The sequence below is a fragment of the Microbacterium sp. B35-30 genome (assembly GCF_010634855.1).
Lineage (GTDB): Bacteria > Actinomycetota > Actinomycetes > Actinomycetales > Microbacteriaceae > Microbacterium.
The window spans coordinates 17,218-41,332 of sequence record NZ_MWLQ01000038.1 but is presented as its reverse complement, the minus strand read 5'-3'; the positions used below and the strand labels follow the sequence as shown (position 1 = coordinate 41,332).

Sequence of the window (24,115 nt, the reverse complement as noted above, 5' to 3'; positions counted from 1 at the left end):
GGGCGTGTCGCACCCCCACACCCCCGGAAACACGCGGAAGACGCGGTCGCCGACACCTCCGCCGCCATCCGAAGATCGGCCGAGAGCCCGGCCACCGCGGCGGCTCGCTCGGACGAATCACGCAGCCGCAGCACGGCGGACGGGTGGATCGTGATGACAACCGTGCTCCGCTCGGCCTCGATCGGACGTCCCCGACGGTCACACGCTCGCGGTCACTCGTGCTCGCATCACCTGCACCGCGATGCAGAGCGACACCGTCACGGCGCCCCAGACCGCACACGCCGGCGGCAGCACGCGGTAGGCGAGATGCGCGGCGGTGAACTCGGCATCCAGGGGACCATGAACGGCGATGCCCCATCCCCATGCCAGTGCGAGCGCGAGAGGGAGCGACGCCCACCAGATCCAGCGGGCCGCATCGGGCAGCACGCACGGAACGGATGCCGCGGCGGTACGCCGACGCAGCCACACGAGCATCCATACGACGATGATCGCGAGGCCGATCACGCTCGAGCCGTGCTGGAGCCACTTGTAGCCGGGAAGCGGTCCCCACTCTGCGGCCAGCACGGGGATCACGGTCGTGCCCCAGCGACCCTCGTGCGTGAAGAGGTCCCACACGATGTGGCTCACGACGCCGAGCAGCAGCGAGGCGACGAGGAGCAGCATCCCCCGCCAGGACACACGCGGCTCGCCCGCCGGAGCTCCTCCCAGCGTCTCGCGCAGCGCGGCGCCGGCACCGGCATCCCACTGCGCCGGCAGTCGTGTCGCGAGCCATCGCGGCGAGAGCTCACGCGCGGCCGGCCGCAGCACGCACCGCCAGACGAGCAGCAGCACCAGCGCCAGGACGACCGTTGCGGGCAGCCACGCGAACGAGTGCGTGACTCCGTAATGCAACGGCAGCCCGCGGACGAACAGCGGCAGGTCGGGGGTCATGGCCCCGATGGCGATCGCCGCCGGCACGAGCGGCGTGCGCACGAACGGCAGCGCGACCACCGCGTGACTCGGGGTGAACGGCATCCGTCATCCCTCTGTCGGCGCGATGGCCGTGGTCACGAGCGTCCCGTCAGCCGACGAACACGCCGGCGAGCGTCTTCTTGCCGCGCCGGAGCACCGAGACCCCGCCGGGCAGTGCGCCCGACACGGTCGCCGCATCGTCCTCGATCTTCGCACCGTCCAGCGAGACCCCGCCCTGGGCGATCGCGCGCCGGCCCTCCGACAGACTCGAGACGAGGCCGGTGTCGATGAGCGCCTGCACGACCGGCGTGCCGGCGGTGACCGTGGCGTTGGGCAGTTCCTCGAGAGCGTGACGGAGCGTCGTCGCGTCGAGCGCCGCGAGGTCGCCCTGACCGAAGAGCGCCTCGGATGCCGCGATCACGGCGGCCGCGGCATCCACCCCGTGCACGAGGCCGGTGACCTCCATCGCCAGGCGCTTCTGCGCGGCGCGACGGAACGGCTCCGTGGCGACGAGTCGTTCGTACTCCTCGATCTCGGCCCGCGTGAGGAACGTGAAGATCTTGAGGCGCTCGATCACGTCGGCGTCGTCGGTGTTGAGCCAGAACTGGTACATCCGGTACGGGCTGCACATCGCGGCGTCGAGCCAGATCGCGTTGCCCTCGCTCTTGCCGAACTTGGTGCCGTCGCTGTTCGTGATCAGCGGCGTGCCGATCGCGTGCACCGAGACGCCCTCGACGCGGTGGATGAGGTCGGTGCCGCTGGTGAGGTTGCCCCACTGGTCGCTGCCGCCGGTCTGCAGCACGCAGCCGTACTGCCGGTACAGCTCGAGGTAGTCCATGCCCTGCAGGATCTGGTAGCTGAACTCGGTGTAGCTGATGCCGGCCTCGGAGTTCAGGCGGGCCGCGACCGCGTCCTTCTTGAGCATCGTGCCGACCCGGTAGTGCTTGCCGATCTCGCGCAGGAAGTCGATGGCGCTCATCGGCGCCGTCCAGTCGAGGTTGTTGACGATGCGCGCGGCGTTGTCGCCCTCGAAGCTCAGGAACCGCTCGACCTGCGACTGCAGGTAGCCGACCCACTCCCCGACCGTCTCTTTGGTGTTCAGCGTGCGCTCGGCCGACGGCCGGGGGTCGCCGATGAGGCCGGTCGATCCGCCGACCAGGCCCAGCGGCCGGTGGCCCGCGAGCTGCAGGCGGCGCATCGTGAGCAGCTGCACGAGGTTGCCGAGGTGCAGACTCGGCGCCGTGGGGTCGAACCCGCAGTAGTACGTGATCGGGTCCCCGGCGAGAAGGGCGCGCAGCGCCTCCTGATCGGTGGACACATGCACGAGCCCCCGCCAGACGATCTCGTCCCACACATTCTCGAACGCGGGGTCGATCGCAGGCGCAGTCGTGCTCACGACGGTTTCAGACACGCGAGCCAGGTTATCAGCGCGGATGGGGCGGCCCTTTCGCCGACGAGCCGCCGTGAGGTCAGCGGCGTGTGCCTGGCAACGCCGGCACTGGGGGGGAACGCCACGTTAACGATCTGGGCTGAAGTCGGCCCACTTCAGCCCAGAGCCTTGCTTCACTGAAGTGCACAGGCTAAAGTAGGTCATAATTAAGTCTCGATGCACAAGGGTGGAGCCATGTACGTGATCACCAGTGATCAGCGCGACAGCCGCACCAGCGCCGATCTCGTGCCCGCCGCCCTCTCAGCCGTGGCGACGCACGCACCGAGGGGCGTCGCACTCGCGCCCGAGCGGACCGCGGGCGACGAGGTGCAGGTGGCGGTCACGGACGCCGCGGCCGTGCTCGCGATCCTCCTCGACCTCACCCGGGCCGGCCGATGGAGTGTCGGCGTGGGCGTCGGCGACGTCGAGACGCCGCTGCCGGACAGCGTCCGCGCGGCCAGGGGCGAGGCGTTCCTCAACGCGCGCGACGCCGTCGACCGGGCCAAGAAGGCCACCACACGGGTGGCGGTCACCGCGCCCGAGGGCGGGGAGGATGCCGAGGCGCTGGTGCGCCTCCTCGTGGAGCTGCGCGATCGCCGGACCGCTGAAGGATGGGAAGTCTACGACCTCCTGGCCGAGGGCATCACACAGCGCGAGGCGGCGGCGCGGCTCGGCATCTCGGAGGCCGCTGTCAGCCTGCGCGTCAGATCCGCCGGGTTGCGGACCGAGGAAGCGGCCGTCCCGGCCCTGATCCGCGTGCTCGCGGGCCTCGATCCGGCCGCCGTGCCAGACTGACGCCATGGTCTCCCCGGACGTGCTCCTCGTCGCCGTGCTCTCGATCTTCCTGTTCGTCGCCTTGTGCGGAGCGCTCGTGCTCGTGGTCCTCAGCCTGCGGAAGCCGACCGACATCCCGCTCATCGTCGCGGGCGTCCTCGTGGTCCTGTGCCTGCTCGCCGTGACGGTGTCGCCGGTGAACGTGCCGCTGCTGCTCGGACTGGGCATCGCGCTGCTGGGAACCGCCCTGGCCGTGCTCGGCGGCAACCCGGTCACCCGCCGGGTGCTCGACATCGCGAGCCACGGTCGCGTGGAAGAGGGCGACAACGGCGGCATCCTCCTCCGTGCGCCGTCCCTGCCGGGAGCGGTCGCCGGCGAAGGAGCCGTGCGCGAGGTGATGCGCGGCGGCACCACGATCGGCTATCTGGAACGCGTGGCGGTGGCGCTCGGGATCATCGCCGGGTTCCCCGAGGCGATCGCCGTGGTGGTCGCTCTCAAGGGCATCGGCCGGTTCTCGGAGCTGGCCAGCGCGGAAGCGCGCGAGAGATTCATCATCGGCACGCTCGCCAGTCTGGTCTGGGCGTGCATCGTCGCCGCGCTGGTGCGCCTGGCGATCTGGTGATCGCCGCCGCCACACCCGCAGCGCAGCGGACTACAGCCCGAGGATGTGTGCGGCCGCCTGCACGCGCTCGATCAGCTCGGCACGCTGCTCGGCGACCCTGACGGGCGCCGTCCCGCCCGCGCCGGTGCGGCTCGCGACGGAGCCCTCGACGGTGAGCACATCCCGCACCTCGGGAGCGAGGTGCGGCGAGACCGACGCGAGCTGCTCATCGGTGACCTCGTGCAGCTCGATCCCGTTCTCTTCGCACACCCGCACGAGGTGTCCGGAGACCTCGTGCGCATCGCGGAACGGCACGCCGCGCTTCACGAGCCACTCCGCGACGTCGGTCGCCAGCGAGAAGCCCTGCGGAGCGAGCGCCGCCATGCGATCGGTGTCGAACCGCAGCGTCGCGACCATGCCGGCGAAGGCCGGCAGCACCGTCTCAAGCGTGCGCACCGAGTCGAACACCGGCTCCTTGTCCTCCTGCAGGTCGCGGTTGTACGCGAGCGGGAGCGCCTTGAGCGTGGCGAGCAGCCCGGTGAGGTTGCCGATGAGCCGCCCGGCCTTGCCTCGGGCGAGTTCGGCGATGTCGGGGTTCTTCTTCTGCGGCATGATGCTCGAGCCGGTCGAATACCCGTCGTCGAGGGTCACGAAGCCGAACTCGCGCGTGTTCCAGAGGATGATCTCCTCCGCGAAGCGCGAGACGTCGATGCCGACCATGGCCGTGATGAACGCGAACTCGGCGACGACGTCGCGCGCCGATGTGCCGTCGAGCGAGTTCTCGGCGGGGCGGTCGAGGCCGAGTTCCCGGGCGACCAGCTGGGGATCCAGCCCGAGCGTCGAGCCGGCGAGCGCGCCTCCGCCGTACGGCGAGACCGCCGCTCGCGCGGACCAGTCGCGCAGGCGCTCCAGGTCGCGCACCAGCGGCCACGCGTGAGCCTGCAGATGGTGGGCCAGCAGCACCGGCTGCGCGTGCTGCAGATGGGTGCGGCCCGGCATGACCGCGTCGGGGTGCGCCTCGGCCTGCGCCACGAGGGCGTCGACCAACCGGAGGATCTCGCGTGCGATGGTGCGCGAGTGGTCGAGCAGATACATGCGCACGAGCGTCGCGATCTGGTCGTTGCGACTGCGTCCGGCGCGCAGCTTGCCGCCCAGCTCGGCGCCGACGACGCCGATCAGCGCCTGTTCGAGAGCGCCGTGGACGTCTTCATCGGATGCCGCGGGCCGAAGTGTGCCGTCGGTCACGCCCCGTGCGAGCACATCGAGCCCGTCGTGCATGGCGTGCTCCTCGTCCGGGGTGAGATACCCCGCGGCGGCGAGCGCCTTGGCGTGCGCGTGCGAGCCGGCGATGTCGTAGAGCGCCAGGTCCCAGTCGAAATGGGTCGATCGGCTGAGCTCGGCCAGCTCCGGGGACGGCCCCGTCGCGAAACGGGCTCCCCACAGTGCGCCTTCGTTGGTGCCGTCAGCCTTCGATTCACTCACCCGACCAGCCTATCCGCCGGCCCGCGGCGCACCCGCTCCGTGTCAGCGGCGCCAGCGGCCCCTGTCACCGCTGTCAGCGTGTGGGCGACGCCGCCGGATGCCTGGGCGGGCGGTCACCTGGGACTGCGAAGCGCGACGCCGCGTCCAGCGCCGTCTCCAGCGGGCCGCGCCCGACCAGAAGCGCCCACGCGGTGCACAGCACGACGGTGCCGATCGTGAGCGGCCAGAACGGCTCGAGCGCGCGGAAGCCGGCGAGGTCGCCGACGCGGTCGAGCGTCGCGGCGGCGATCGCCGCCCACACCACGAGCTGCAGCGTGTAGGCGGTCAGCGGCATCGCACCGACGGCGCGCAGGGGCAGCACGACCCACCGGAGCACGGTGCGGCACAAGAGCAGGCAGGCACCGAGCACGGCGAGCGCGAAGCCGCCGGACCCGATGACCTCTAGCAGCCCCGTGGAGTGGGGCCGAGCCGTCCAGAGCGCCCCGAGGTACGACGCCGTCTCGGCCTCCGGACCGGCGCCGGTCGCGGCATCCGTTCCGTAGCCGACCACGGCCAGGCACGCGCCGGCGACGACCAGCCACACCTGCGTGCGCAGCAGCGTCACGTCGGCGCGGGCGACGCCGAGTCCGGCCACCACGAACGCGATCCAGGTGGTGAACGGGTAATGCCAGCCGAGTCCCGCCGACACCGTGTACCCGGTGGGCGTGCTCCAGACCAGCGGCGCATCGAGGACGATCTGCACGAACGGCATGACGAGGGCCAGGGCGCCCGCGAGCGGCAGCAGGACGCGGACCGGCAGCGACGTCAGCGGCAGCGCCAGCAGGAACATCAGCGCGTACGCCGGGAGGATCACGTACACCGGCACATCGGTGGCGATCAGCAGGATGCCGAGCACCCACAGCAGTCCCGCCCGCACCGCGAGCCGACCGCGTGCCGTCGTCATGCGGTCCGCCGGCAGCGGGACCCGCCCGCCCGTCATGAGGCCGATCGAGACACCGGCGAGGGTCGCGAACAGGATCGACGAGCGGCCCTGGACGACGGTGATCCAGGTGTCGGGCTCTGTCGCGTCGAAAGGTCCGCTGATCCACAGCAGGTGCGCCGCGAACATGCCGAGCACCGCGAGCCCGCGCGCGAGATCGACCCCGGCGATGCGGCCCGGCCCGTTGAGGCGCACCCAGCGCGATGCGAGCCAGCCGTCGTGGCGCGGCTCGGCGCGTTTCGTCTCGCTTCGCTCGCTCAACGACCGGGCTCTTCCGCGCCGCCGCGCTCAGTCCTGACGGAGGAGCCAGACCAGCAGGGCCTTCTGGGCGTGCAGCCGGTTCTCGGCCTCGTCCCAGACCACGCTCTGCGGCCCGTCGATGACTTCCGCGTCGACCTCGTAGCCGCGGTCGGCGGGCAGGCAGTGGATGAAGATCGCGTCGTCCTGCGCGAGCGCCATGAGCTCCTGGGTCACCTTGTACCCGCCCAGGTCGCGCAGCCGCTCGAGCTTCTCCTCCTCCTTGCCCATCGACACCCACGTGTCGGTGACGATCACGTCCGCTCCGGCGGCCGCCTCGTTCGCGTCGGTGTAGAGGGTGACCGATCCGCCGGTCTCCGCCGCCCGTCGATCCGCGTCCGCGATCACGTCGTCGCGCGGCGCGTACGTCTCGGGCGATGCCACGCGCACGTGCATGCCCGCAGTCACGCCCGCCAGCACGTAGGAGTGGGCCATGTTGGACTTGCCGTCGCCGAAGAACGCCAGCGTCAGGCCCCTCAGGTCGCCCTTGTGCTCCTTGATGGTGAGCAGGTCGGCGAGCAGCTGGCAGGGGTGGAAGTCGTCGCTGAGCGCGTTGATGACCGGCACGCGCGTGCCCTCCGCCATCTGCTCGAGCCCTGCCTGCGCGTAGGTGCGCCAGACGATCGCCGCGACCTGGCGCTCGAGCACTCGTGCCGTATCGGCCGGCGTCTCCTTGCCGCCGAGCTGGCTGTTCGCGGTCGAGATGATGAGCGGCGAGCCGCCCAGATCGGCGATGCCGACGGCGAACGAAACGCGCGTCCGGGTCGAGGACTTGTCGAAGATGACCGCGACGGTCTGGGGGCCTTCGAGCGTCTTGAGCTTCCAGCGGTCCTTCTTGAGCGCGATGGCGAGATCGAGGATCTCGTCCTGCTCGGCATGCGTCAGGTCGTCGTCGCGCAGCAGGTGGCGGGTCATGCGGGAACCTCCGTCGGGGTATCGAGCACCAGGGCGTCCTCCACCGTGCGGATCGCAGCCGTGAACAGCTCGATGAACTCGTCGATCTCGACGTCGCCGATCGTGAGGGCGGGAACCAGCCGGATGGTCTCGTCGTTGGGCGCGTTGATCACGAGGCCGTGCTCCTGCGCGGCCGCGACGAGCGCCTTGGCGACGGGATGCCGCAGCCCCACGCCGATCAGCAGCCCCGCGCCGCGGCATCCGGTGATCAGCTCGGAGTCGATGCCCGCGATCGCCTCGCGCAGCTGCGCACCGCGCTCGGCCGCGTTGCGCACGAGGTCGGCACGCTCGATCTCACCGAGCACGGCGCCCGCGACAGCGGTGCCGAGCGCGTTGCCGCCGAACGTCGAGCCGTGCGTGCCCGGGTAGAACAGTTCGCTCGCGCTGCCGAAGGTGATCAGCGCGCCGATGGGGAACCCGCCGCCGATGCCCTTGGCGACCGTGATCGCGTCGGGGGTGATGCCCTCGTGCTGGAAGGCGAACCACTCCCCCGTGCGGCCGGCGCCGGTCTGGATCTCGTCGATGATCAGCAGCGCTCCGTGGCGTTCGGTGATCTCGCGGGCCGCGGCGAGGTAGCCCTCGGGCAGCGGGAGCACACCGGCCTCACCCTTGACGGGCTCGACGAAGAGCGCGGCGACGCGGTCGTCGATCGCCGCCTCGAGCGCCTCGACCGTGGAGTCGATGAACTCGACACCCGGCGTCATCGGCAGGAAGGGCTCCTGCATGTACGGCTTCCCGGTGAGGGCGAGCGTGCCCATCGTGCGGCCGTGGAAGGCGTCCTGCAGCGCGAGGATCCGCGGGCGCTCGGAGCCCCCGTGCAGGCGGGCGAGCTTGAACGCCGCCTCGTTGGCCTCCGCGCCCGAGTTGCCGAAATACACCCGGCCATCGTCGCCCGTGCCCGCGAGACGCTTCAGCGTCGACGCGAGCGCGAGCTGCGGCGGCGTCGCGAAGTAGTTCGACACGTGCGCCAGCGTCGCTGCCTGGGTCGCGATCGCGTCGACGAACACCGGGTGTGCGTGACCGAGCGAGTCCACCGCGATGCCCGCGAGGAAGTCGAGGTACCGCTTGCCGTCGGCGTCCCACAGATACGAGCCCTCGCCTCGCACGAACAGCGCCATCCGCTCGCCGAAGCTGCGGACGAGATCGCGTCCTGCGTCATCGTGCCAACTCATCCGTGCACCACCTCTGTTCCGATTCCCTTGCTGGTGAAGATCTCCACGAGCACCGAGTGCGGCACCCGCCCGTCGATGATGGCCGCGGTCTCGACGCCGCCCTCTACGGCCTCCAGGCACGCCGCCATCTTCGGGATCATGCCCGACTCGAGCGTGGGCAGCATCGCGCGCAGCTCGGTCGAGGTCAGGTGCGACACGAGCGAGTCGCGGTTGGGCCAGTCGGCGTAGAGCCCGGCCACGTCGGTGAGCACGACGAGCTTCGCCGCCCCCAGCGCCACGGCGAGCGCGGATGCCGCGGCATCTGCGTTCACGTTCAGTGAATGCCCGGGGTGGTCGAGGTCGGGCGCGATGCTCGAGACGACGGGGATGCGACCGGCGGTGATCTGGTCGAGCACGGGCTGCGGATCGACCTCGACGACGTCGCCGACCCGGCCGAGGTCGTGCTCGACGCCCTCGATCACGACACCGCGTCGGCGTCCGCCGAACAGGCCCGCGTCCTCCCCGCTGAGACCCGTGGCCACCGGGCCGTGGGCATTGATCTTCGACACGAGCTGGGGGTTGATCTGCCCGGTGAGAACCATGCGCACCACCGAGATCGCCTCGGTGGAGGTGACGCGGTATCCGCCCTTGAACTCGCTCGGAATCTCCAGGCGGTCGAGCATCGACGAGATCTGAGGGCCACCGCCATGGACGACGACCGGCTTCACCCCGACGTAGCGGAGGTAGGCGATGTCGGCGGCGAAGGCATCCTGCAGCTCCTCGCTCACCATCGCATTGCCGCCGTACTTCACGACGACGATCTGGTCGCGGAAGCGCTTGAGCCAGGGCAGCGACTCGATGAGCGTGACCGCCCGCGCGCTGGCCTCGCCGGGATCGGTCTCTTGCAGATCAGTCATGAGGCCTGCTTCTTCATGAGGAGTACGCGCTGTTCTCGTGAACGTAGTCGTGGGTGAGGTCGTTGGTGAGGATGGTCGCCGTCGCGGCGCCCACCTTCAGGTCGATGACGAGGTCGGTGGCGCGGGGCGTCAGGTCGACGGCCTCGCGCGGCGCGTCCGGGCCGCCGGCGCTGCACACACGCACGCCGTTCATCCACACGTCGACGTCGTACGGGTCGAAGGCCGCCTGGGTGGTGCCGATCGCCGCGAGCACGCGGCCCCAGTTGGGGTCGTTGCCGAAGACCGCCGCCTTGAAGAGGTTGTTGCGGGCGACCGAGCGGCCGACCTCCACGGCGTCCTCCTCCGAGGCCGCGTTGACGACCTCGATGGTGATGTCGTGGCTCGAGCCCTCGGCATCCCCCTGCAGCTGCTTGGCGAGGTCCTGGCAGACTTCGGCGAGAGCAGCGGCGAACGCGTCGCCGTCCGGCGTGACACCCGAGGCGCCGCTGACCATGAGCGTGACCTGGTCGTTCGTCGACATGCAGCCGTCCGAGTCGAGCCGGTCGAACGTGCGACCGGTGGCCTGCCGCAGCGCGGCGTCGGCCTGTGCCGCGTCGAGGACGGCGTCGGTCGTGATCACCACGAGCATCGTCGCGAGACCGGGCGCCAGCATCCCGGCGCCCTTCGCCATGCCGCCGATCGACCAGCCGTCCTTCGCTACGGCGGAGCGCTTGGGATGGGAGTCGGTCGTCATGATGGCGAGGGATGCCGCGTCCCCGCCGTCTGCGGAGAGCTCGGCGACACCCTGCTCGGTGCCGGCCAGCACCTTCGCGCGGAACACCTCATCGCCCGTGCCGATGAGACCGGTCGAGCACACCAGGATGTCGCCCGCGCTCACGTCGAGCAGCTCCGCCGCTTTCTCGGCGGTCTGGTGCGTCGTCTGGAAGCCGAACGAGCCCGTGAAGCAGTTGGCACCGCCCGAGTTGAGGACGATCGCCTCGACGACGCCGTCACGGATGACCTCCTGCGACCAGAGGATCGGGTTCGCCTTCGCGCGGTTGCTGGTGAAGACGGCCGCGCCGACCTTGAGCGGGCCGCGGTTGACGACGACGGCCACGTCGGGCTTGCCCGACGACTTGAGTCCGACGGCGACGCCGGCTGCGGCGAATCCCTGGGGCGTGGTGACGCTCACGGGGCGACTCCGTTCACGGTGAGCGCGGTGCCTTCGGCGAGGCCCAGCGCGATGTTCATGGACTGGACGGCCGCTCCGGCGGTGCCCTTGACGAGGTTGTCGACGGCGGTCACGACGACCACGCGATTCGCCGCGCGATCGATCGCGAGACCCATCAGCGCCGTGTTCGCACCCAGCACGTCGGCCGTGCGTGGGAACTGGCCCTCGGGCAGCAGCTGCACGAAGGTCTCGTCGCCGTAGGCGGCCTCCCAGGCCGCGCGGATCTGCGCGTCGGTGGTGCCGGGTGCGATGGGTGCCGTCGAGGTCGCGAGGATGCCGCGCGACATCGGGACCAGAACGGGCGTGAACGAGATGCGGATGCCCTGGTCCGCGGCATCCGACGATGCCGTCTCCGTCGACGGGCGAGCGGCGGCGAGCGCCTGACGGATCTCGGGGATGTGCCGGTGCGTCCCTCCGACGGCGTACGGGTTCGCCGTGCCCAGGATCTCGCTGGCGAGGAGGTTCGTCTTGAGGCTCTTGCCGGCGCCCGAGGGGCCCACCGCCAGCACCGTCACGATGTCGGACGGATCTATGACGCCCGCGGCGACGCCCGGAGCGAGGCTGAGACTCACCGTCGAGGCGTTGCAGCCGGGGGCCGCGATGCGCGTCGCGCCGACGAGCCGGTCACGCTGCTTCGAGCCGGCCACCGGAAGCTCCGGGACGCCGTACACCCACGGCTCGTGGAAGTCGCCGCCGTAGAAGCTGCCCCAGTCCGCGACCGACTCGAGACGGTGGTCGGCGCCGGCGTCGATCACGAGCGGCGTGTCGCCGAGCGCGTCGGTGTACTGCCCGGACTGTCCGTGCGGCAGCGCCAGGAAGACGATGTCGTGGCCGGCGAGCACGTCCGGCGTCGTCTCGGAAAGAGTGAGGTGTGCGAGCGACCGCAGGTGCGGCTGGTGCTGGATGAGCGGCTGTCCCGCGTTGGAGTGCGCGGTCACGGTGCGGATCTCGACGTCGGGATGCGCGGCGAGGATCCGCAGGATCTCGCCGCCCGCATAGCCGGATGCGCCGGAGACGGCGACCGAATATGTCATGGATTCCACCTTAGAGTCTGGGTGCAGGGGCCGGAGACGGCGACGCCCGCAGCTGCCCTCCTCAGAAGGTGCGCAGGGTCGCCTAGAGTCGGCGGTCTCCCAGACGGCGTCGGCGCGCGGGGACGACGCTCGGAACGAGCGTCGCGAATCCCTGGGCAGCCGAAGGCATGCGCCGACGATAGCGGCCCGCCCGCGGCATCCGCAAATCCGACCCGCCCTCCGGAATCGCGAAAGGGTAGATTTCCGCACGTCAGGGTGCGGGAATCTACCCTTTCGCGCCTCCGGGGTCAGCCCTCGAGCTCGGCGAGCAGCGCGAGCTCGTCGGACCGCGTCAGCCCCGAGCGGCGGTCGCGATCCAGGCCGCGGGTGCGCTCGTCGGCGAGCGTGCGCTCGAGCGTCGCGCGCAGCGGACGCAGGCCACCGCCGAGAAGGCGGAAGGCGGCGTGGGATCGCGTCCAGAAGCCGGGGATGCCGGCGGGCAGCCAGAGCGGGAGCGACCGGGCGCCGGCCCAGTACGACACGTCGTGCGCCGCAAGCCACTCGTCGGACGCCGGGACCAGGGCGCCGGTGTGGCCGGCCACCTCGCGAGCGAGCCTCAGCACCTCGGCGAGCTCGATCGGGTCTCCGACGGCGTTCACCACCCCGGTCCACCGCTCTCGGCCGAGCGCCTGGACGAACTCGGCGAGGTCGTCCACGTCGATCACCTGCGCGCCGCGGTCCGTCGTGTCGGGTACCAGCACGCCGCCGTCCGCGGCGAGCGCGAGACGGCCGACCCAGTAGCCGAACCGGTCGGTGGGGTCGCCGGGGCCCACGATGAGACCGGGTCGAACGATGGCGGCGCGGTAGCCGAGCGCTGCACGGACGGATGCCTCGGCCCGCACCTTCGCCTGCCCGTAGTCGTCTTCTTCGTCCGGTCCGGCCGGCGCCAGCAGGTCTGCAGTCTCGTCGGCGCCGGGAACGTCGTTCGCCGCGTACACCGACACGGTAGAGATGTAAGTCCAGTGCTTCGCGCGCTCCCCCAGCGCCGTCACCGCCGCCGCGACGTGCACCGGGTTCGACGAGATGTCCACCACCTCGTCCCAGTCGCGACCGGCGACGGCGTCGTACGCGCCAGGATCGTCGCGGTCGGCGACGACGAGCGTCGTGCCGTAGGGCGCTTCGCGTCCACCCCGGGCCAGGCAGGTGACGGCGGCTCCGGCATCCGCCCATCTCTCGGCGATGCGCCCGCTCAGCCAGCCCGTCCCGCCCAGCACCAGTACGTCGGTCATGTCACCAGCCAACCAGACGCGCCGGGTCGCGGCATCCGTCTCCGCCGACGGCGGATGCGAGTCAGTGGAGCGCGTCCGAGAGCACGGTGAAGTTCACGGCCGTCACCTCGCGGGCGCGACGCGACGAGAGGAGCCGCAGCTCGGCGGGTGCCGGCAATCCGTCGAAGAGGCGGATGCCTCCCCCGAGCAGGACGGGCACGATGTGCAGCAGCAGCTCGTCGACGAGGTTGTCGCGGAGGAACTGCTGGGCGGTGTTCGGGCTGCCCATGATGATCACCTCGGCACTTCCGGCGGCGTCCTGCGCCAGCGCGAGCGCCGCCGCCGGCTCACCGGAGAGGAAGGTGAACACCGTCCCGTTCTTCACCTCGGGCGGGCGCTGCTCGTGGGTCATCACGAAGACCGGGCTCGAGAACACGTCGTCGTCGCCCCACGGCTCCTGGCCGGCGTCCCAGGTGCGGCGCCCGAAGATGATCGCGCCCGCCCTGCGGAATCGGTCGATCAGCTCCACGGCGACGTGGTCCTCGTCCGGCGGCGCGGTGTCGTCGAGCCAGCGGTGGAGCCGCGAGAGGTCGTCGCCCGGCGCTGCGGCGTATCCATCGACCGAGACCGAGACGTACAGCACCGTCGAACCCATGAGCCGCTCCTTTCGGATACCGCCGGTCGGTCCGGCTCTCAGGAGCGTATGGCGAAAGTGGCCCAGTGATATGGTCCAGCGTGATGGCTCAGAATTGGACCACTTCCGATCTGGCGCTCGCACTGGCGCTTCCGCCCGGCCGACGGCCCGGCGAGCAGCTGCAGACCGCGCTGCGGGATGCCGTCCGGCAGGGTGTGCTCGACGACGGCGACGCGCTGCCGTCCACGCGTGAGCTCGCCGCAGCGCTGGGGGTCGCGCGCGGCACCGTCGTTCATGTCTACGAGCAGCTCGGCGCAGAGGGCTACCTCGTCGCACGCCCCGGCGGCCGCACGCGGGTCTCGTCGCGTGCCGTCCCGCCGGGCGGCACGCCGCCCTCGCCGCCGGCCGCGGCTCCGGCAGGCGCGGATCTGCGTCCCGGGATCTCTGATCTCCGCCGCTTTCCCGCCGACGACTGGGCCTGGGCCTATGCACGGGCGGCGCGAGGCGCGGGCTCGCATGATCTGGACTACGGCGACGGGCTCGGGCATCCGGCAGCGCGCGAGGCCATCGCGGGCCATCTGCGTCGGATCCGCGCCGCGTCGACCGACGCCGACCATGTCGTCCTCTGCCAGGGCTTCGCCCAGGGGTTCGCCCTCGTTCTGCCGGCGCTCGCCGCGCGCGGTGCCCGCGTGCTCGCCGTGGAGGATCCGGGCGACCGGGGCGTCGACGCTGCCGCTGCCGCCGCCGGAATGGAGCTCGCGCCCATCCCGGTCGATGCGCACGGCATCCGCACCGACCTGCTCGACAGGGCCGGCGCCCACGCGGTGCTGGTCACGCCGGCGCACCAGTCACCCACCGGGGTCGTGCTCTCGGCGTCCCGGCGGGTGGAGCTGGTGGAGTGGGCCGGCCGCAGCGGCGGATGGATCATCGAGGACGACTACGACTCGGAGTTCCGGTACGACCGTCAGCCCATCGGCGCGGTCCAGGGCCTCGCGCCCGACCGGGTCGTGCTGATCGGCTCGGCGAGCAAGACGCACGCGCCCGGCGTGCGGGTCGCATGGATGGCGATTCCAGGCGAGCTGATCGACGATGTCGCCGCACGGAGGATCGCGGCAGACCGCGGCGGACCGGTCATCGACCAGCTCGCGTTCGCGGCGCTGCTCCAGTCCGGACGCCATGATCGGCACGTGCGCACCATGCGCGGCGTGTACTCGGCCCGCCGAGCCGTGGTCCTCCAGACGCTCGACCGGATCTCTCCCGGGCTGACGTTGACGGGTCTAGTGGCTGGATTCCACGGTGTCTTGCGGCTTCCGTCGGGTGTCCGCGAAGAGGGCGTCGTCGCCGCTGCCACCGATGCCTCCCTCCGCATCGCCGGCCTCGCGGCATTCACCCGGCACCGGCGCGACCTCCCGCCGGCCCTCGTCCTCGGCTTCGGCAACATCGACGACGAGGCCGTCGTCGAGGCGATCCTGCGCCTCGGCGACGTGATCGCCGCGGCCACTCCGCGACGGTAGTTCCCACCCGATCCCTGCGTCGCAGCGGGTGGCGGCATCCTCATCCGAGAACGGTGAGAGCCCGTGCTCCCCACCGGAAGCCCACGTCGTTCTCGGTTCAGAACGTGGGCGTTCAGTGTGAGCACGGGCTCTCGACCAATCTGCGCGGCCTGCGGGCGCCTACTCGCGCAGCGTTGCTCCGAAGCGCTCGGACGCCACGGCGACGCCGGCCAGCCTGGCCTCGCTCGCCTCGGCGGCCGTGAGCGTGCGGTCGGCGGCGCGGAAGCGCAGCGCGAATGTCAGGCTCTTCTGCCCCTCCGATACACCCTGGCCGCGATAGTCGTCGACCAGCCGCACGGACTCCAGCAGCTCCCCCGCGCCCTCGGTGAGCGCCGCCTGCACCTCGGCGGCCGGCACGTCGGCCTGCAGCACGAGCGACACGTCCTGGGTCGCGGCGGGGAAGCCCGACAGCGACGCGGCGACGACCTTCTCGCCCGCCAGGGACAGCACGAGATCGAGATCCAGTTCGGCGACGATCACACGACCGGGAAGATCGGATGCCTCCGCCACACCCGGCAGCAGCTCGCCGACGTAGCCCACCTCGACGCCGGTCGCCGAGGTCGTCGAGGCGACCGACAGCACGCCAGTGCGGCCGGGGTGAAGCGCCGCCCGCTCGCCCTGCACGACGTCGATCGTGACGCCCGCGGCCGCGGCGATGGTGCGGACGGCGTCGAGCGCGTCGCCGAGCCCGGCGGTCACCGGCGCGACCCCGGGCTGCTTCGTCACGAGGTTGCCCGTGAGCAGCACGGCGATGTGCCGGTGCTGCGGCGGGATCGAGGCGTCGAGCTCGGCGAGGGTGGCGGCATCCGGGCGCACCGCGAGCGGCGGCACGTGCGGCGTGCCGTACTGCACCCCTGGCTCGGGAAGGAACACGACACCGGTCTCGAACAGCGAGAGGTCGGTCAGCCCGCGCGCCACGTTGCGGTGCGCGACCTGCAGCAGCCCCGGCACGAGCGAGCGGCGCAGGAACGGCGACTGGCCGTCGAGCGGGTTGGCGAGCTTGACGCTGGGCAGGTGCTCACCCGACGGCGAGCCGTGCAGGTCGTTCTGCTCCTCGGTGGTGAATCCGAAGGACGGCGTCTCGACGTAGCCGGCGGCGGCGAGCGCGTTGGCCACCCGGCTCCGGCCCTGCTGGGCGGCGGTGAGGCCGCGACCCGACGGTGGCAGCGGCAGCACCGACGGGATGCGGTCGTAGCCCTCGATGCGGGCGACCTCCTCGGCGAGCGTCCACTTGTCGGTGAGGTCGGGGCGCCACGACGGCGGGATGACCTGCCAGCCGGCGGCGTCGTCCTCGTTGGGCACGACCTCGCAGCCGATGAGACGCAGCGCCGCCTCGATCTGCCCGGGCGTGTAGTCGACGCCGATGAGGTGCTGGACGAACAGCGGCGGAAGCTCGATGCCCGGCATGAACACTTCGGCGAAGAGCGCGGCGCCGAAGGTGTCGTCGCTCGTGCCCCCGGCGTATTCCTCCATCAGTTCGGCGACGCGGCGGGCGGCGACGAACGGCACGAGCGGGTCGACGCCGCGCTCGAAGCGACGGGACGCCTCGCTCGGCAGCTTGTGCCGACGAGCCGTGCGTGCGATCGACACGGTGTCGAACGTGGCGGCCTCGATGAGCACGTTGCGGGTCGTATCGCTCATCTCGGTGGCGCCGCCGCCCATGACACCGGCCAGACCGATCGGCCCGGACTCGTCCGTGATCAGGAGGTCTTCGGGGTGGAGCGTGCGCACCTTGCCGTCGAGCGTCTCGAGCTTCTCGCCGGCGGTGGCGCGGCGCACCGTGATCCCGCCCTGCAGCTTGTCGAGGTCGTAGCCGTGGATGGGCTGGCCGAGCTCGAGCATCACGTAGTTCGTGATGTCGATCAGGATGCCGAGCGAACGGATGCCCGCGAGCGACAGGCGCGCGATCATCCATGCCGGCGTGGGCTTCGTCGGATCGACGTCGCGCACGACGCGCGCCACGAACTCGGTGACGCCGGCGCGACCGCGGATCGGGGCGAGATCGTCGGCGGTGACGGCGAACCCCTGGCCCGGCGCGACCTCGTCCCACGGTCGCTCCGCAGGGTCGCGGAACGCGGCACCGGTCGAATGCGAGTACTCGCGTGCGACACCGCGGATGGACAGCGCGTAGCCGCGGTCGGGTGTCACGTTGATCTCGACGGCGACGTCGTCGAGGCCCAGCAGTGAGATCGCGTCGGTGCCGACGGGCGCGTCGATGCCGAGCTCGACGAGCCGCAGGATGCCGTTGTGCTCCTCCCCGAGCCCGAGCTCGCGGGCGGAGGCGATCATGCCGTCCGACACATGGCCGTACGTCTTGCGTGCGGCGATCGGGAAGGGTCCCGGAAGCACGGCGCCCGGAAGCGTCACCACGACCTTGTCGCCGGCGAAGAAGTTGCGGGCACCGCACACGATGCCGTGCACCGCCTCGCCGCCGTCGGCCGCGGTCTCGCCGTCTGGCGCGACGCGCACCTGGCACCAGCGGATCGTCTTGCCGTTGGACTGCGGCTCCTCGACGAACTCGAGCACCTCGCCGACGACGATGGGACCCTGCAGCTCGAAGCGGTGGACGTCCTCCTCTTCGAACCCGACGCGCACGAGCGCCGCGAGGACGTCCTCGGGCGAGGCATCCGCCGGAACGTCGACGTACTCACGCAACCATGAGAGCGGGACGCGCATCAGACCACCATTCCGAACTGCTCGCTGAAGCGGACATCGCCCTCGGCCATGTCGCGCATGTCCTGGACATCGCTGCGGAACATGAGCGTCCGCTCGACGCCCATGCCGAACGCGAAGCCCGAGTACTCCTCGGGGTCGATCCCGGCCGCTCGGAGCACGTTCGGGTTGATCATCCCGCACCCGCCCCACTCGATCCATCGGGCGCCGCCCTTGAAGGTGGGGTGCCAGAGGTCGAGCTCGGCCGAAGGCTCGGTGAAGGGGAAGAAGTTCGCGCGGAACCGCGTCTTCGCCTCGGGGCCGAACAGCACCTTGGCGGCGTGGTCGAGAGTGCCCCTGAGATGCGCCATCGTGATGCCCTTGTCGACGACGATGCCCTCGAACTGGGTGAACACCGGCAGGTGCGTCGCGTCGTACTCGTCGGTGCGGTAGACGCGGCCCGGGCACAGCACGTAGAGCGGCAGGTCGCGCTCGAGCATCGAGCGCACCTGGACGGGACTCGTGTGCGTGCGCATGACGAGATGGCGCTCCACCGGGTCGATGAAGAACGTGTCCTGCATCTGACGCGCCGGGTGGTCGACGTCGAAGTTCAGCGCGTCGAAGTTGAACCACTCGTGCTCGAGCTCGGGACCCTCCGCGATCTCCCAGCCCATCCCCACGAAGATGTCGGCGATCTGCTCCTGGAGCAGGGAGATCGGATGCCGCGCCCCGACGCGCGCGCGAGCGGCCAATGCGGTGATGTCCACGCGCTCGGCTTGGAGCTGAGCGGCCGTCTCCGCCGCGGCGAGCTCCGCTTCGCGCGTCGCGAACGCCTGGTTCACCCGGCCGCGAGCCTGGCCGACGAGCTTGCCGAACTCGGCCTTCCTGTCGTTCGGCACGTCGCGCAGGCGCGCGTTGAGCTTCGCCAGCGGCGAACCCTCGGCGGCGTGCGCGGACCGTGCGGCCTTCAACGCCGCGGTGTCTGCCGAGCCGGCGATCGCGGCGAGGGCGGCGTCGACGGCGGCGTTCACCGCCTCGGGCGTGATCTCGGTGTTCTCAGCAGCGTCTGACACGAGAGTCGAGTCTACCGACGGCGGACCGTCGCCTCCGCGCCTATCCTCGGAGCCGCTCAGCGCGGTGGTGGACCTTGGAGGTCGGCCTTGGCCTCGACCTCGAGCAGCGCACCGGGAGCGGTGGGGTCGGTGACCTTCGTGCCCCGCTTGATGCGGGTCCCCCCGCTCGCCGTGCGACGCGCCAGCCACCGCGCGAACCACGACAGGGTCAAGTTGATGGCCAGGTAGATGCACAGCGTCACGACGAACAGCGAGAAAAGATAGCGGTTGCCGTAGAAGCTGCCGAGGATGTTCATGTTCTTGCGGATGATCTCCTCGTAGCCGACGATGTAGCCGAGCGAGGTGTCCTTGAGCAGCACCACGAGCTGCGCGATGATGATCGGCAGCATCTGCCGGAACGCCTGTGGGAACTCCACCAGCATCTTGGACTGGAACTCGCGCATGCCGACGCTCAGCGCCGCTTCGCGCTGTCCGCGCGGCAGGGCCACGAGGCCGGCACGCAGGATCTCGCCGATCAGCGTGCCGTTGTACAGGATCAGCGCGATCACAACCGCCCAGAAAGCGCCGGTCGAGGCCACCAGCAGGATGAACAGCATCATCAGCAGGACTGGCATCCCACGGAAGAACTCGATCACCACTGCGGTCGGCACCCGCACCCACGCGATGCGGGAGCTGCGCATGAGCGACAGCACGATGCCGAGGGCGATGGCCCCTACCGCCGCGATCGCCGCCGCCTGCAAAGTCGCAACGACACCCTCCAGGATGAAGCCCCAGACGACCGGGTCGATGAAGATATCCCAGCGGGTGCCGTCGAACATGCCGGGAAGCGTGATGCCGCCGGAGTCGCGCGGCGCAGCCAGCGTCAGGACCACCCACACGGCTCCCGCGATGAGCAGGACCAGAGCGACGATCGACAGGATCAGCGACAGTCGCCTGGCCTTCGGGCCCGGCGCATCGAAGAGGACGCTCGGTGCGCTCATCGCTGCACCACCCAGCGCCGCTCGAGCCGCCCGGCGAGGAAGCCGAGCGGGACCGTGATGACGAGGTAGAGGACGGCTGCGGTGATGAGGATCTGGATGACGATGTTCCCGTTGTCGTTCGCGAGCTGCCGGGTCGTCCCGAAGAGCTCGAGGACGAAGAAGCCACCGGCCACCGAGGTGTTCTTGGTGAGCGCGATGAAGACGTTGATGAGGGGCGGGATCGTCATGCGGAACGCCTGTGGCAGGACGACCAGCGAGACCGTCTGCCCGAATCCCAGCCCGATGCTGCGGGCCGCCTCGGCCTGCCCGACCGGCACGCCGTTGATGCCGGATCGCAGGGCCTCGGCGACGAACGGCGACGTGTAATAGGTGAGGGCGACGAGCGCCAGGATGATGAACGGCAGTCGGACGCCGAGCATCGGCAGCACATACATCGTGAAGATGAAGACAAGCGTCAGCGGGGTGTTCCTGGCGATCTCGGTCCAGAACGCCGCGAACCCGCGAAGCGCGGCGACGGGTGAGATCCGCATCGCCGCGATGAGCGTGCCGAGGATGAGCGAGAGCACACCCGCGACCGCGAGCAGCAGGAGAGTCACGCGGAAGCCCTCGAAGAACGTCGGCATCAGCGACCAGAGCTGTTCCATGCGCCTCCTCTCGTGAGCATCGAAGTCAGGTCAGGGGATCGGATGCCTCGGGCCGGGGCGCGGCCCGAGGCATCCGGATCAATCAGTACCGATCGGGTGCCGGCGGATCGACGAACGGCAGCACGGTGCCGGCCGTCGCGTTCCAGGCTTCCTCGTAGCGGCCGTCCTCGTACGCCTCCTCGAGCACGTCGTTGATCCACATACGGAACTCGGTGTCTTCGAGCGTGACGCCGATGCCGTACGGCTCTTCGGTGAAGGGCTCTCCGACGACCTTGAACTCGCCCTCGTTCTGCGCGGCGAGACCGGCGAGGATGACGTTGTCGGTCGAGACCGCGACGACGGCGCCGCTGCGCAGCGGCTCAAGGCAGTTCGAGTAGGTGTCGGTGAGCACCGGCTCTGCGCCGATCTCGGCCAGCTTGGCAGCAGGCGTCGAGCCGGTCACCGAGCAGACGGGCTGTCCGACGAGGTCGTCTTCGCTCTCGATGTCCTCGTTGTCGGCGAGCACCAGGATCGACTGTCCGGCCATGTAGTACGGACCGGCGAAGGAGACGACCTCCTTGCGCTTGTCGTTGATCGTGTAGGTCGCGACGACGAGGTCGACCTCACCGTTCTGGATGAACGGCTCGCGGTTGGCCGAGACCGATTCCTTCCACTCGATGCCCTCTTCGGCAATGCCGAGTTCGGACGCGATGATCTTGCCGATCTCGACGTCGAAGCCCTCGGGGTCGCCCGACGGGCCCTTGAGGCCGAACAGCGGCTGGTCGAACTTGGTGCCGATGGTGATCGAGCCGGCCTCGGCGAGCTCGGCCATCGTCGTGCCGGCCTCGAACGTGGGCTCGGGCTCAGGAGTCGTCGTCTCCTCGCCGCCCGGCGTGCCACCGGTGGCGCACGCCGACAGCGCGAGCGCACCGGCGGCTGCCAGCGCGATCAGCGGAAGTCGCATTCGCTTCATGTTTTCGTCCTTTGCTGTGGGGACCGCTCGTGACGGCCTCTCGGATCCCGGCCGCTTTTGGGCGACGACCGGACGTACGGATCAGTGCTCGAGGATCTTGGACAGGAAGTCCTTCGCCCTGTCGCTCTGCGGGTTGGTGAAGAACTCGTCGGGCGTCGCCTCTTCCACGATCGCGCCGTCCGCCATGAACAGCACGCGATCAGCCGCCTTGCGGGCGAACCCCATCTCGTGCGTGACGACGATCATGGTCATGCCGTCGGCGGCGAGGCCGATCATCACGTCGAGGACCTCGTTGATCATCTCCGGGTCGAGGGCGCTCGTCGGCTCATCCATGAGGATCAGCTTCGGATCCATCGCGAGCGACCGGGCGATCGCGACGCGCTGCTGCTGACCGCCGGACAGCTGGCTCGGCATCTTCTTTGCCTGATTAGCCACGCCGACCCGGTCGAGCAATGCCATGGCCTTCTCGTCGGCCGCCTTCTTCTTCATGCCGCGCACGCGGATGGGACCGAGCGTGACGTTCTCGAGAACGGACTTGTGCGCGAAAAGATTGAACGACTGGAACACCATGCCGACGTCCGCACGAAGCGTGGCGAGGGCTCGACCCTCTTCCGGGAGCTTCGCTCCGTCGATGGTGACCGTGCCCGAGTCGATCGTCTCGAGTCGGTTGATCGCGCGGCAGAGCGTCGACTTGCCGGAGCCCGAGGGACCGATGACGACGACGACCTCGCCTCGATTCACCACCGTGTTGATGTCCTTCAGGACATGCAGGTCGCCGAAGTGCTTGTCGACGTGGTCCACGACCACGAGCGGCTCACCTCGTCGCACCGAGATGTTGGAAGTCCGGGGCGCCGGCGCCGGGGCATCAGGTGTCGCCATGTCCCTCACCCTAGGGGCGAGCGGCGACCCACTGCCAGTGGACCCGCGAGCCTTTACCGATCCGTAACAGGGTCGGAACGAGAGCCGCTCAGCCGGCGGCGCGCTGCGCGAACGCGGTCTCGTAGAGGCATACGCTGGCGGCCGTCGCCAGGTTCAGCGACTCGGCGGCACCGTAGATCGGCAGCCGCAGCGAGAGGTCGACGAGCGCCAGCGCCTCGTCGTCGAGCCCGCGGGCCTCGTTGCCGAAGAGCCAGGCGGTCGGCTCGGCGAGCACGTCGCGCGCGGCGAGGAAGTCTCCTCCCCCGACGTCGGCGGCGATGACGCGAACGCCGGCGGCGCGTGCCTTCTCGACAGCCGAGGCGAGATCGGCGCCGACGGCGACCGGCACGTGGAAGAGCGAACCGGTCGTGGCGCGCACCACCTTCGGATTGTACGGGTCGACGGTGCGGCCGGTGAGGATGACCGCGTCTGCTCCTGCGGCGTCGGCCGCGCGGATGATGGTGCCGAGGTTGCCCGGGTCGCGGACCTCCTCGCAGATCGCGACGAGCCGGGGCCTGGCCGCGAAGATGTCGCGCAGCGACGTCGGCGACTGCCGTGCCACCGCGACGATCCCCTGCGGCGTCACCGTGTCGGCCATCGCATCGAGCACGGCTTCGGTGGTGTAGACCACCTCGAGGCCGGCATCCTTCGCGGCATCGCGCACATCCACGTGCCTCTCGAGCGCCGACGGCGTCGCGAACAGCTCCACGAGGGTGTCCGGCCGGTACGCCAGCGCCTCGCGCGCGGCCTGCGGCCCTTCGAGGAGGAAGAGCCCGGTCTCCTGCCGCGCGCTGCGCTTGGTCAGCTTCGCGACGGCGCGGACACGCGGAGAGCGAGGGTTCTCGAGCACGGCATCAGTCTAGGGTCGCGGCTGGGCCCACGCGCCCCGAGGCTCCGGACGACGCGCCAGCGGCGTCGGGAGAGGGCGTGGGGACCGTCCCCCGGCACGCATTCTGCGCGGACGGCGTCCCGTCGAGACGAAAAGAGGCGCCCTCCGTGAGGAGGGCGCCTCTTTCGAGACAGCGTATGCCGAGGGTCAGGCGCTCTTCGGAGCGTTGACGTTCTCGGGCAGTGCCTTCTTGGCGGTCTGGACGAGCGACGCGAACGTCTTGGGCTCGTTCACCGCGAGCTCGGCGAGCATGCGACGGTCGACCTGCACACCCGCGAGGCCGAGGCCCTGGATGAAGCGGTTGTACGTGATGCCGTTCTGACGGGCAGCGGCGTTGATGCGCTGGATCCACAGACGGCGGAAGTCGCCCTTGCGCTTGCGACGGTCGCGGTACGCGTAGACGAGCGAGTGGGTGACCTGCTCCTTCGCCTTGCGGTACAGACGCGAGCGCTGGCCCCGGTAACCGGAGGCGCGCTCAAGGATGACGCGACGCTTCTTGTGGGCGTTGACGGCCCGCTTGACTCTAGCCATTTCGATTGATTCCTATTCCTGCGTCGGCGCTCAGATACCGAGGAGCTTCTTGGCGACCTTGGCGTCGCCCTTCGCGAGGACCTGCTCCTGCGACAGGCGACGGGTGCGGCGGCTGGACTTGCCCTCGAAGTTGTGGCGAAGGTTCGCCTGCTGCTTCATGAGCTTCCCGCTGCCTGTGACCTTGAAGCGCTTCTTGGCGCCCGAGTGGGTCTTCTGCTTCGGCATCTCTTCTTCCTTCGTTTCACTTCCCGCCCAGGCGGGAG

Annotated in this window: 23 protein-coding genes; 3 read left to right on the top strand and 20 right to left on the bottom strand. The window is 70.3% G+C overall.

Annotated elements, in window-relative coordinates; genetic code table 11:
• Positions 1–198: 198 nt before the first annotated feature.
• Both B2K11_RS18085 and tyrS read right to left on the bottom strand, forming a co-directional pair.
• Positions 199–1,014 carry a DUF4184 family protein gene (locus B2K11_RS18085; protein ID WP_163620449.1) on the bottom strand — a complete coding sequence of 272 codons (816 nt, stop codon included), beginning with the start codon at positions 1,012–1,014 and terminating at the stop codon, positions 199–201.
• A 46-nt stretch (positions 1,015–1,060) separates the two neighbouring features.
• Positions 1,061–2,362 carry a tyrosine--tRNA ligase gene (tyrS, locus tag B2K11_RS18080; RefSeq protein WP_163620447.1) on the bottom strand — a complete coding sequence of 434 codons (1,302 nt, stop codon included), beginning with the start codon at positions 2,360–2,362 and terminating at the stop codon, positions 1,061–1,063.
• Between the two features lie 213 nt (positions 2,363–2,575).
• Between tyrS and B2K11_RS18075 the strand changes: the two genes are divergently transcribed.
• The gene (locus B2K11_RS18075) at positions 2,576–3,175 is read left to right on the top strand and encodes a DNA-binding protein (RefSeq protein ID WP_163620445.1); all 600 of its coding nucleotides are present in this window, start codon (positions 2,576–2,578) and stop codon (positions 3,173–3,175) included.
• A gap of 4 nt (positions 3,176–3,179) precedes the next feature.
• Complete coding sequence (locus tag B2K11_RS18070) at positions 3,180–3,776, top strand: hypothetical protein (protein ID WP_163620443.1); 597 nt, start codon at positions 3,180–3,182, stop codon at positions 3,774–3,776.
• Between the two features lie 30 nt (positions 3,777–3,806).
• Here B2K11_RS18070 and argH read toward each other — a convergent pair whose 3' ends face one another.
• The 9 genes from argH to B2K11_RS18025 form a co-directional block, all read right to left on the bottom strand.
• Positions 3,807–5,237 carry an argininosuccinate lyase gene (gene argH / locus B2K11_RS18065; protein WP_163620441.1) on the bottom strand — a complete coding sequence of 477 codons (1,431 nt, stop codon included), beginning with the start codon at positions 5,235–5,237 and terminating at the stop codon, positions 3,807–3,809.
• A 73-nt stretch (positions 5,238–5,310) separates the two neighbouring features.
• Positions 5,311–6,477: a heparan-alpha-glucosaminide N-acetyltransferase domain-containing protein gene (locus B2K11_RS18060; RefSeq protein WP_239526235.1), complete on the bottom strand. Its 1,167-nt coding sequence runs from the start codon at positions 6,475–6,477 to the stop codon at positions 5,311–5,313.
• A gap of 27 nt (positions 6,478–6,504) precedes the next feature.
• Positions 6,505–7,428: an ornithine carbamoyltransferase gene (argF, locus tag B2K11_RS18055; RefSeq protein WP_163620439.1), complete on the bottom strand. Its 924-nt coding sequence runs from the start codon at positions 7,426–7,428 to the stop codon at positions 6,505–6,507.
• Positions 7,425–8,639 carry an acetylornithine transaminase gene (locus tag B2K11_RS18050; protein ID WP_163620437.1) on the bottom strand — a complete coding sequence of 405 codons (1,215 nt, stop codon included), beginning with the start codon at positions 8,637–8,639 and terminating at the stop codon, positions 7,425–7,427. Before B2K11_RS18050 ends, argF begins: the two co-directional genes overlap by 4 nt.
• On the bottom strand, positions 8,636–9,535 hold the full coding sequence (argB, locus tag B2K11_RS18045; RefSeq protein ID WP_163620436.1) for an acetylglutamate kinase: 900 nt from the start codon (positions 9,533–9,535) through the stop codon (positions 8,636–8,638). Before argB ends, B2K11_RS18050 begins: the two co-directional genes overlap by 4 nt.
• Positions 9,536–9,548: 13 nt before the next feature.
• Complete coding sequence (gene argJ / locus B2K11_RS18040; RefSeq protein WP_163620434.1) at positions 9,549–10,706, bottom strand: bifunctional glutamate N-acetyltransferase/amino-acid acetyltransferase ArgJ; 1,158 nt, start codon at positions 10,704–10,706, stop codon at positions 9,549–9,551.
• Positions 10,703–11,779, bottom strand: coding sequence for an N-acetyl-gamma-glutamyl-phosphate reductase (gene argC, locus B2K11_RS18035; RefSeq protein WP_163620432.1), 1,077 nt, complete (start codon positions 11,777–11,779; stop codon positions 10,703–10,705). The genes argJ and argC overlap by 4 nt, the downstream gene beginning before the upstream one ends.
• 287 nt (positions 11,780–12,066) lie before the next feature.
• The gene (locus B2K11_RS18030; RefSeq protein WP_163620430.1) at positions 12,067–13,047 is read right to left on the bottom strand and encodes an NAD-dependent epimerase/dehydratase family protein; all 981 of its coding nucleotides are present in this window, start codon (positions 13,045–13,047) and stop codon (positions 12,067–12,069) included.
• Between the two features lie 61 nt (positions 13,048–13,108).
• Entirely contained in the window at positions 13,109–13,681 is a 573-nt protein-coding gene (locus B2K11_RS18025; RefSeq protein WP_163620428.1) for a dihydrofolate reductase family protein, read from the bottom strand.
• Between the two features lie 83 nt (positions 13,682–13,764).
• Between B2K11_RS18025 and B2K11_RS18020 the strand changes: the two genes are divergently transcribed.
• The gene (locus B2K11_RS18020) at positions 13,765–15,174 is read left to right on the top strand and encodes a PLP-dependent aminotransferase family protein (protein ID WP_163620426.1); all 1,410 of its coding nucleotides are present in this window, start codon (positions 13,765–13,767) and stop codon (positions 15,172–15,174) included.
• A 159-nt stretch (positions 15,175–15,333) separates the two neighbouring features.
• On the opposite strand, the gene pheT is transcribed toward B2K11_RS18020, so the two are convergent.
• The 9 genes from pheT to rpmI form a co-directional block, all read right to left on the bottom strand.
• Positions 15,334–17,889 carry a phenylalanine--tRNA ligase subunit beta gene (gene pheT / locus B2K11_RS18015; RefSeq protein ID WP_163620424.1) on the bottom strand — a complete coding sequence of 852 codons (2,556 nt, stop codon included), beginning with the start codon at positions 17,887–17,889 and terminating at the stop codon, positions 15,334–15,336.
• Positions 17,889–18,938 carry a phenylalanine--tRNA ligase subunit alpha gene (gene pheS, locus B2K11_RS18010; protein WP_163620422.1) on the bottom strand — a complete coding sequence of 350 codons (1,050 nt, stop codon included), beginning with the start codon at positions 18,936–18,938 and terminating at the stop codon, positions 17,889–17,891. Before pheS ends, pheT begins: the two co-directional genes overlap by 1 nt.
• A gap of 56 nt (positions 18,939–18,994) precedes the next feature.
• The gene (locus B2K11_RS18005) at positions 18,995–19,918 is read right to left on the bottom strand and encodes an amino acid ABC transporter permease (RefSeq protein ID WP_163620420.1); all 924 of its coding nucleotides are present in this window, start codon (positions 19,916–19,918) and stop codon (positions 18,995–18,997) included.
• Positions 19,915–20,562 carry an amino acid ABC transporter permease gene (locus B2K11_RS18000; protein WP_163620418.1) on the bottom strand — a complete coding sequence of 216 codons (648 nt, stop codon included), beginning with the start codon at positions 20,560–20,562 and terminating at the stop codon, positions 19,915–19,917. The genes B2K11_RS18005 and B2K11_RS18000 overlap by 4 nt, the downstream gene beginning before the upstream one ends.
• An 82-nt stretch (positions 20,563–20,644) precedes the next feature.
• A complete protein-coding gene (locus B2K11_RS17995; RefSeq protein ID WP_163620416.1) occupies positions 20,645–21,514 on the bottom strand; it encodes a glutamate ABC transporter substrate-binding protein in 870 nt (289 codons plus the stop codon).
• Between the two features lie 81 nt (positions 21,515–21,595).
• Positions 21,596–22,393, bottom strand: coding sequence for an amino acid ABC transporter ATP-binding protein (locus B2K11_RS17990; RefSeq protein WP_163620414.1), 798 nt, complete (start codon positions 22,391–22,393; stop codon positions 21,596–21,598).
• 88 nt (positions 22,394–22,481) lie between these two features.
• Entirely contained in the window at positions 22,482–23,282 is an 801-nt protein-coding gene (locus tag B2K11_RS17985) for an RNA methyltransferase (protein WP_163620412.1), read from the bottom strand.
• Positions 23,283–23,468: 186 nt separating this feature from the next.
• Positions 23,469–23,852, bottom strand: a complete 384-nt coding sequence (rplT, locus tag B2K11_RS17980) for a 50S ribosomal protein L20 (protein ID WP_045297244.1) — start codon at positions 23,850–23,852, stop codon at positions 23,469–23,471.
• Between the two features lie 30 nt (positions 23,853–23,882).
• Positions 23,883–24,077, bottom strand: a complete 195-nt coding sequence (rpmI, locus tag B2K11_RS17975) for a 50S ribosomal protein L35 (RefSeq protein WP_163620411.1) — start codon at positions 24,075–24,077, stop codon at positions 23,883–23,885.
• Between the last annotated feature and the right edge of the window lie 38 nt (positions 24,078–24,115).

Bases quoted from the DNA above. Each gene is read 5' to 3' on its own strand.
- B2K11_RS18085 (WP_163620449.1), bottom strand. From the start codon at position 1,014: ATGCCGTTCACCCCGAGTCACGCGGTGGTCGCGCTGCCGTTCGTGCGC.
- B2K11_RS18075 (WP_163620445.1), top strand. From the start codon at position 2,576: ATGTACGTGATCACCAGTGATCAGCGCGACAGCCGCACCAGCGCCGAT.
- B2K11_RS18070 (WP_163620443.1), top strand. From the start codon at position 3,180: ATGGTCTCCCCGGACGTGCTCCTCGTCGCCGTGCTCTCGATCTTCCTG.
- argF (WP_163620439.1), bottom strand. From the start codon at position 7,428: ATGACCCGCCACCTGCTGCGCGACGACGACCTGACGCATGCCGAGCAG.
- B2K11_RS18050 (WP_163620437.1), bottom strand. From the start codon at position 8,639: ATGAGTTGGCACGATGACGCAGGACGCGATCTCGTCCGCAGCTTCGGC.
- argB (WP_163620436.1), bottom strand. From the start codon at position 9,535: ATGACTGATCTGCAAGAGACCGATCCCGGCGAGGCCAGCGCGCGGGCG.
- argC (WP_163620432.1), bottom strand. From the start codon at position 11,779: ATGACATATTCGGTCGCCGTCTCCGGCGCATCCGGCTATGCGGGCGGC.
- B2K11_RS18030 (WP_163620430.1), bottom strand. From the start codon at position 13,047: ATGACCGACGTACTGGTGCTGGGCGGGACGGGCTGGCTGAGCGGGCGC.
- B2K11_RS18025 (WP_163620428.1), bottom strand. From the start codon at position 13,681: ATGGGTTCGACGGTGCTGTACGTCTCGGTCTCGGTCGATGGATACGCC.
- B2K11_RS18020 (WP_163620426.1), top strand. From the start codon at position 13,765: ATGGCTCAGAATTGGACCACTTCCGATCTGGCGCTCGCACTGGCGCTT.
- pheT (WP_163620424.1), bottom strand. From the start codon at position 17,889: ATGCGCGTCCCGCTCTCATGGTTGCGTGAGTACGTCGACGTTCCGGCG.
- B2K11_RS18005 (WP_163620420.1), bottom strand. From the start codon at position 19,918: ATGAGCGCACCGAGCGTCCTCTTCGATGCGCCGGGCCCGAAGGCCAGG.
- B2K11_RS18000 (WP_163620418.1), bottom strand. From the start codon at position 20,562: ATGGAACAGCTCTGGTCGCTGATGCCGACGTTCTTCGAGGGCTTCCGC.
- B2K11_RS17995 (WP_163620416.1), bottom strand. From the start codon at position 21,514: ATGAAGCGAATGCGACTTCCGCTGATCGCGCTGGCAGCCGCCGGTGCG.
- B2K11_RS17990 (WP_163620414.1), bottom strand. From the start codon at position 22,393: ATGGCGACACCTGATGCCCCGGCGCCGGCGCCCCGGACTTCCAACATC.
- rplT (WP_045297244.1), bottom strand. From the start codon at position 23,852: ATGGCTAGAGTCAAGCGGGCCGTCAACGCCCACAAGAAGCGTCGCGTC.
- rpmI (WP_163620411.1), bottom strand. From the start codon at position 24,077: ATGCCGAAGCAGAAGACCCACTCGGGCGCCAAGAAGCGCTTCAAGGTC.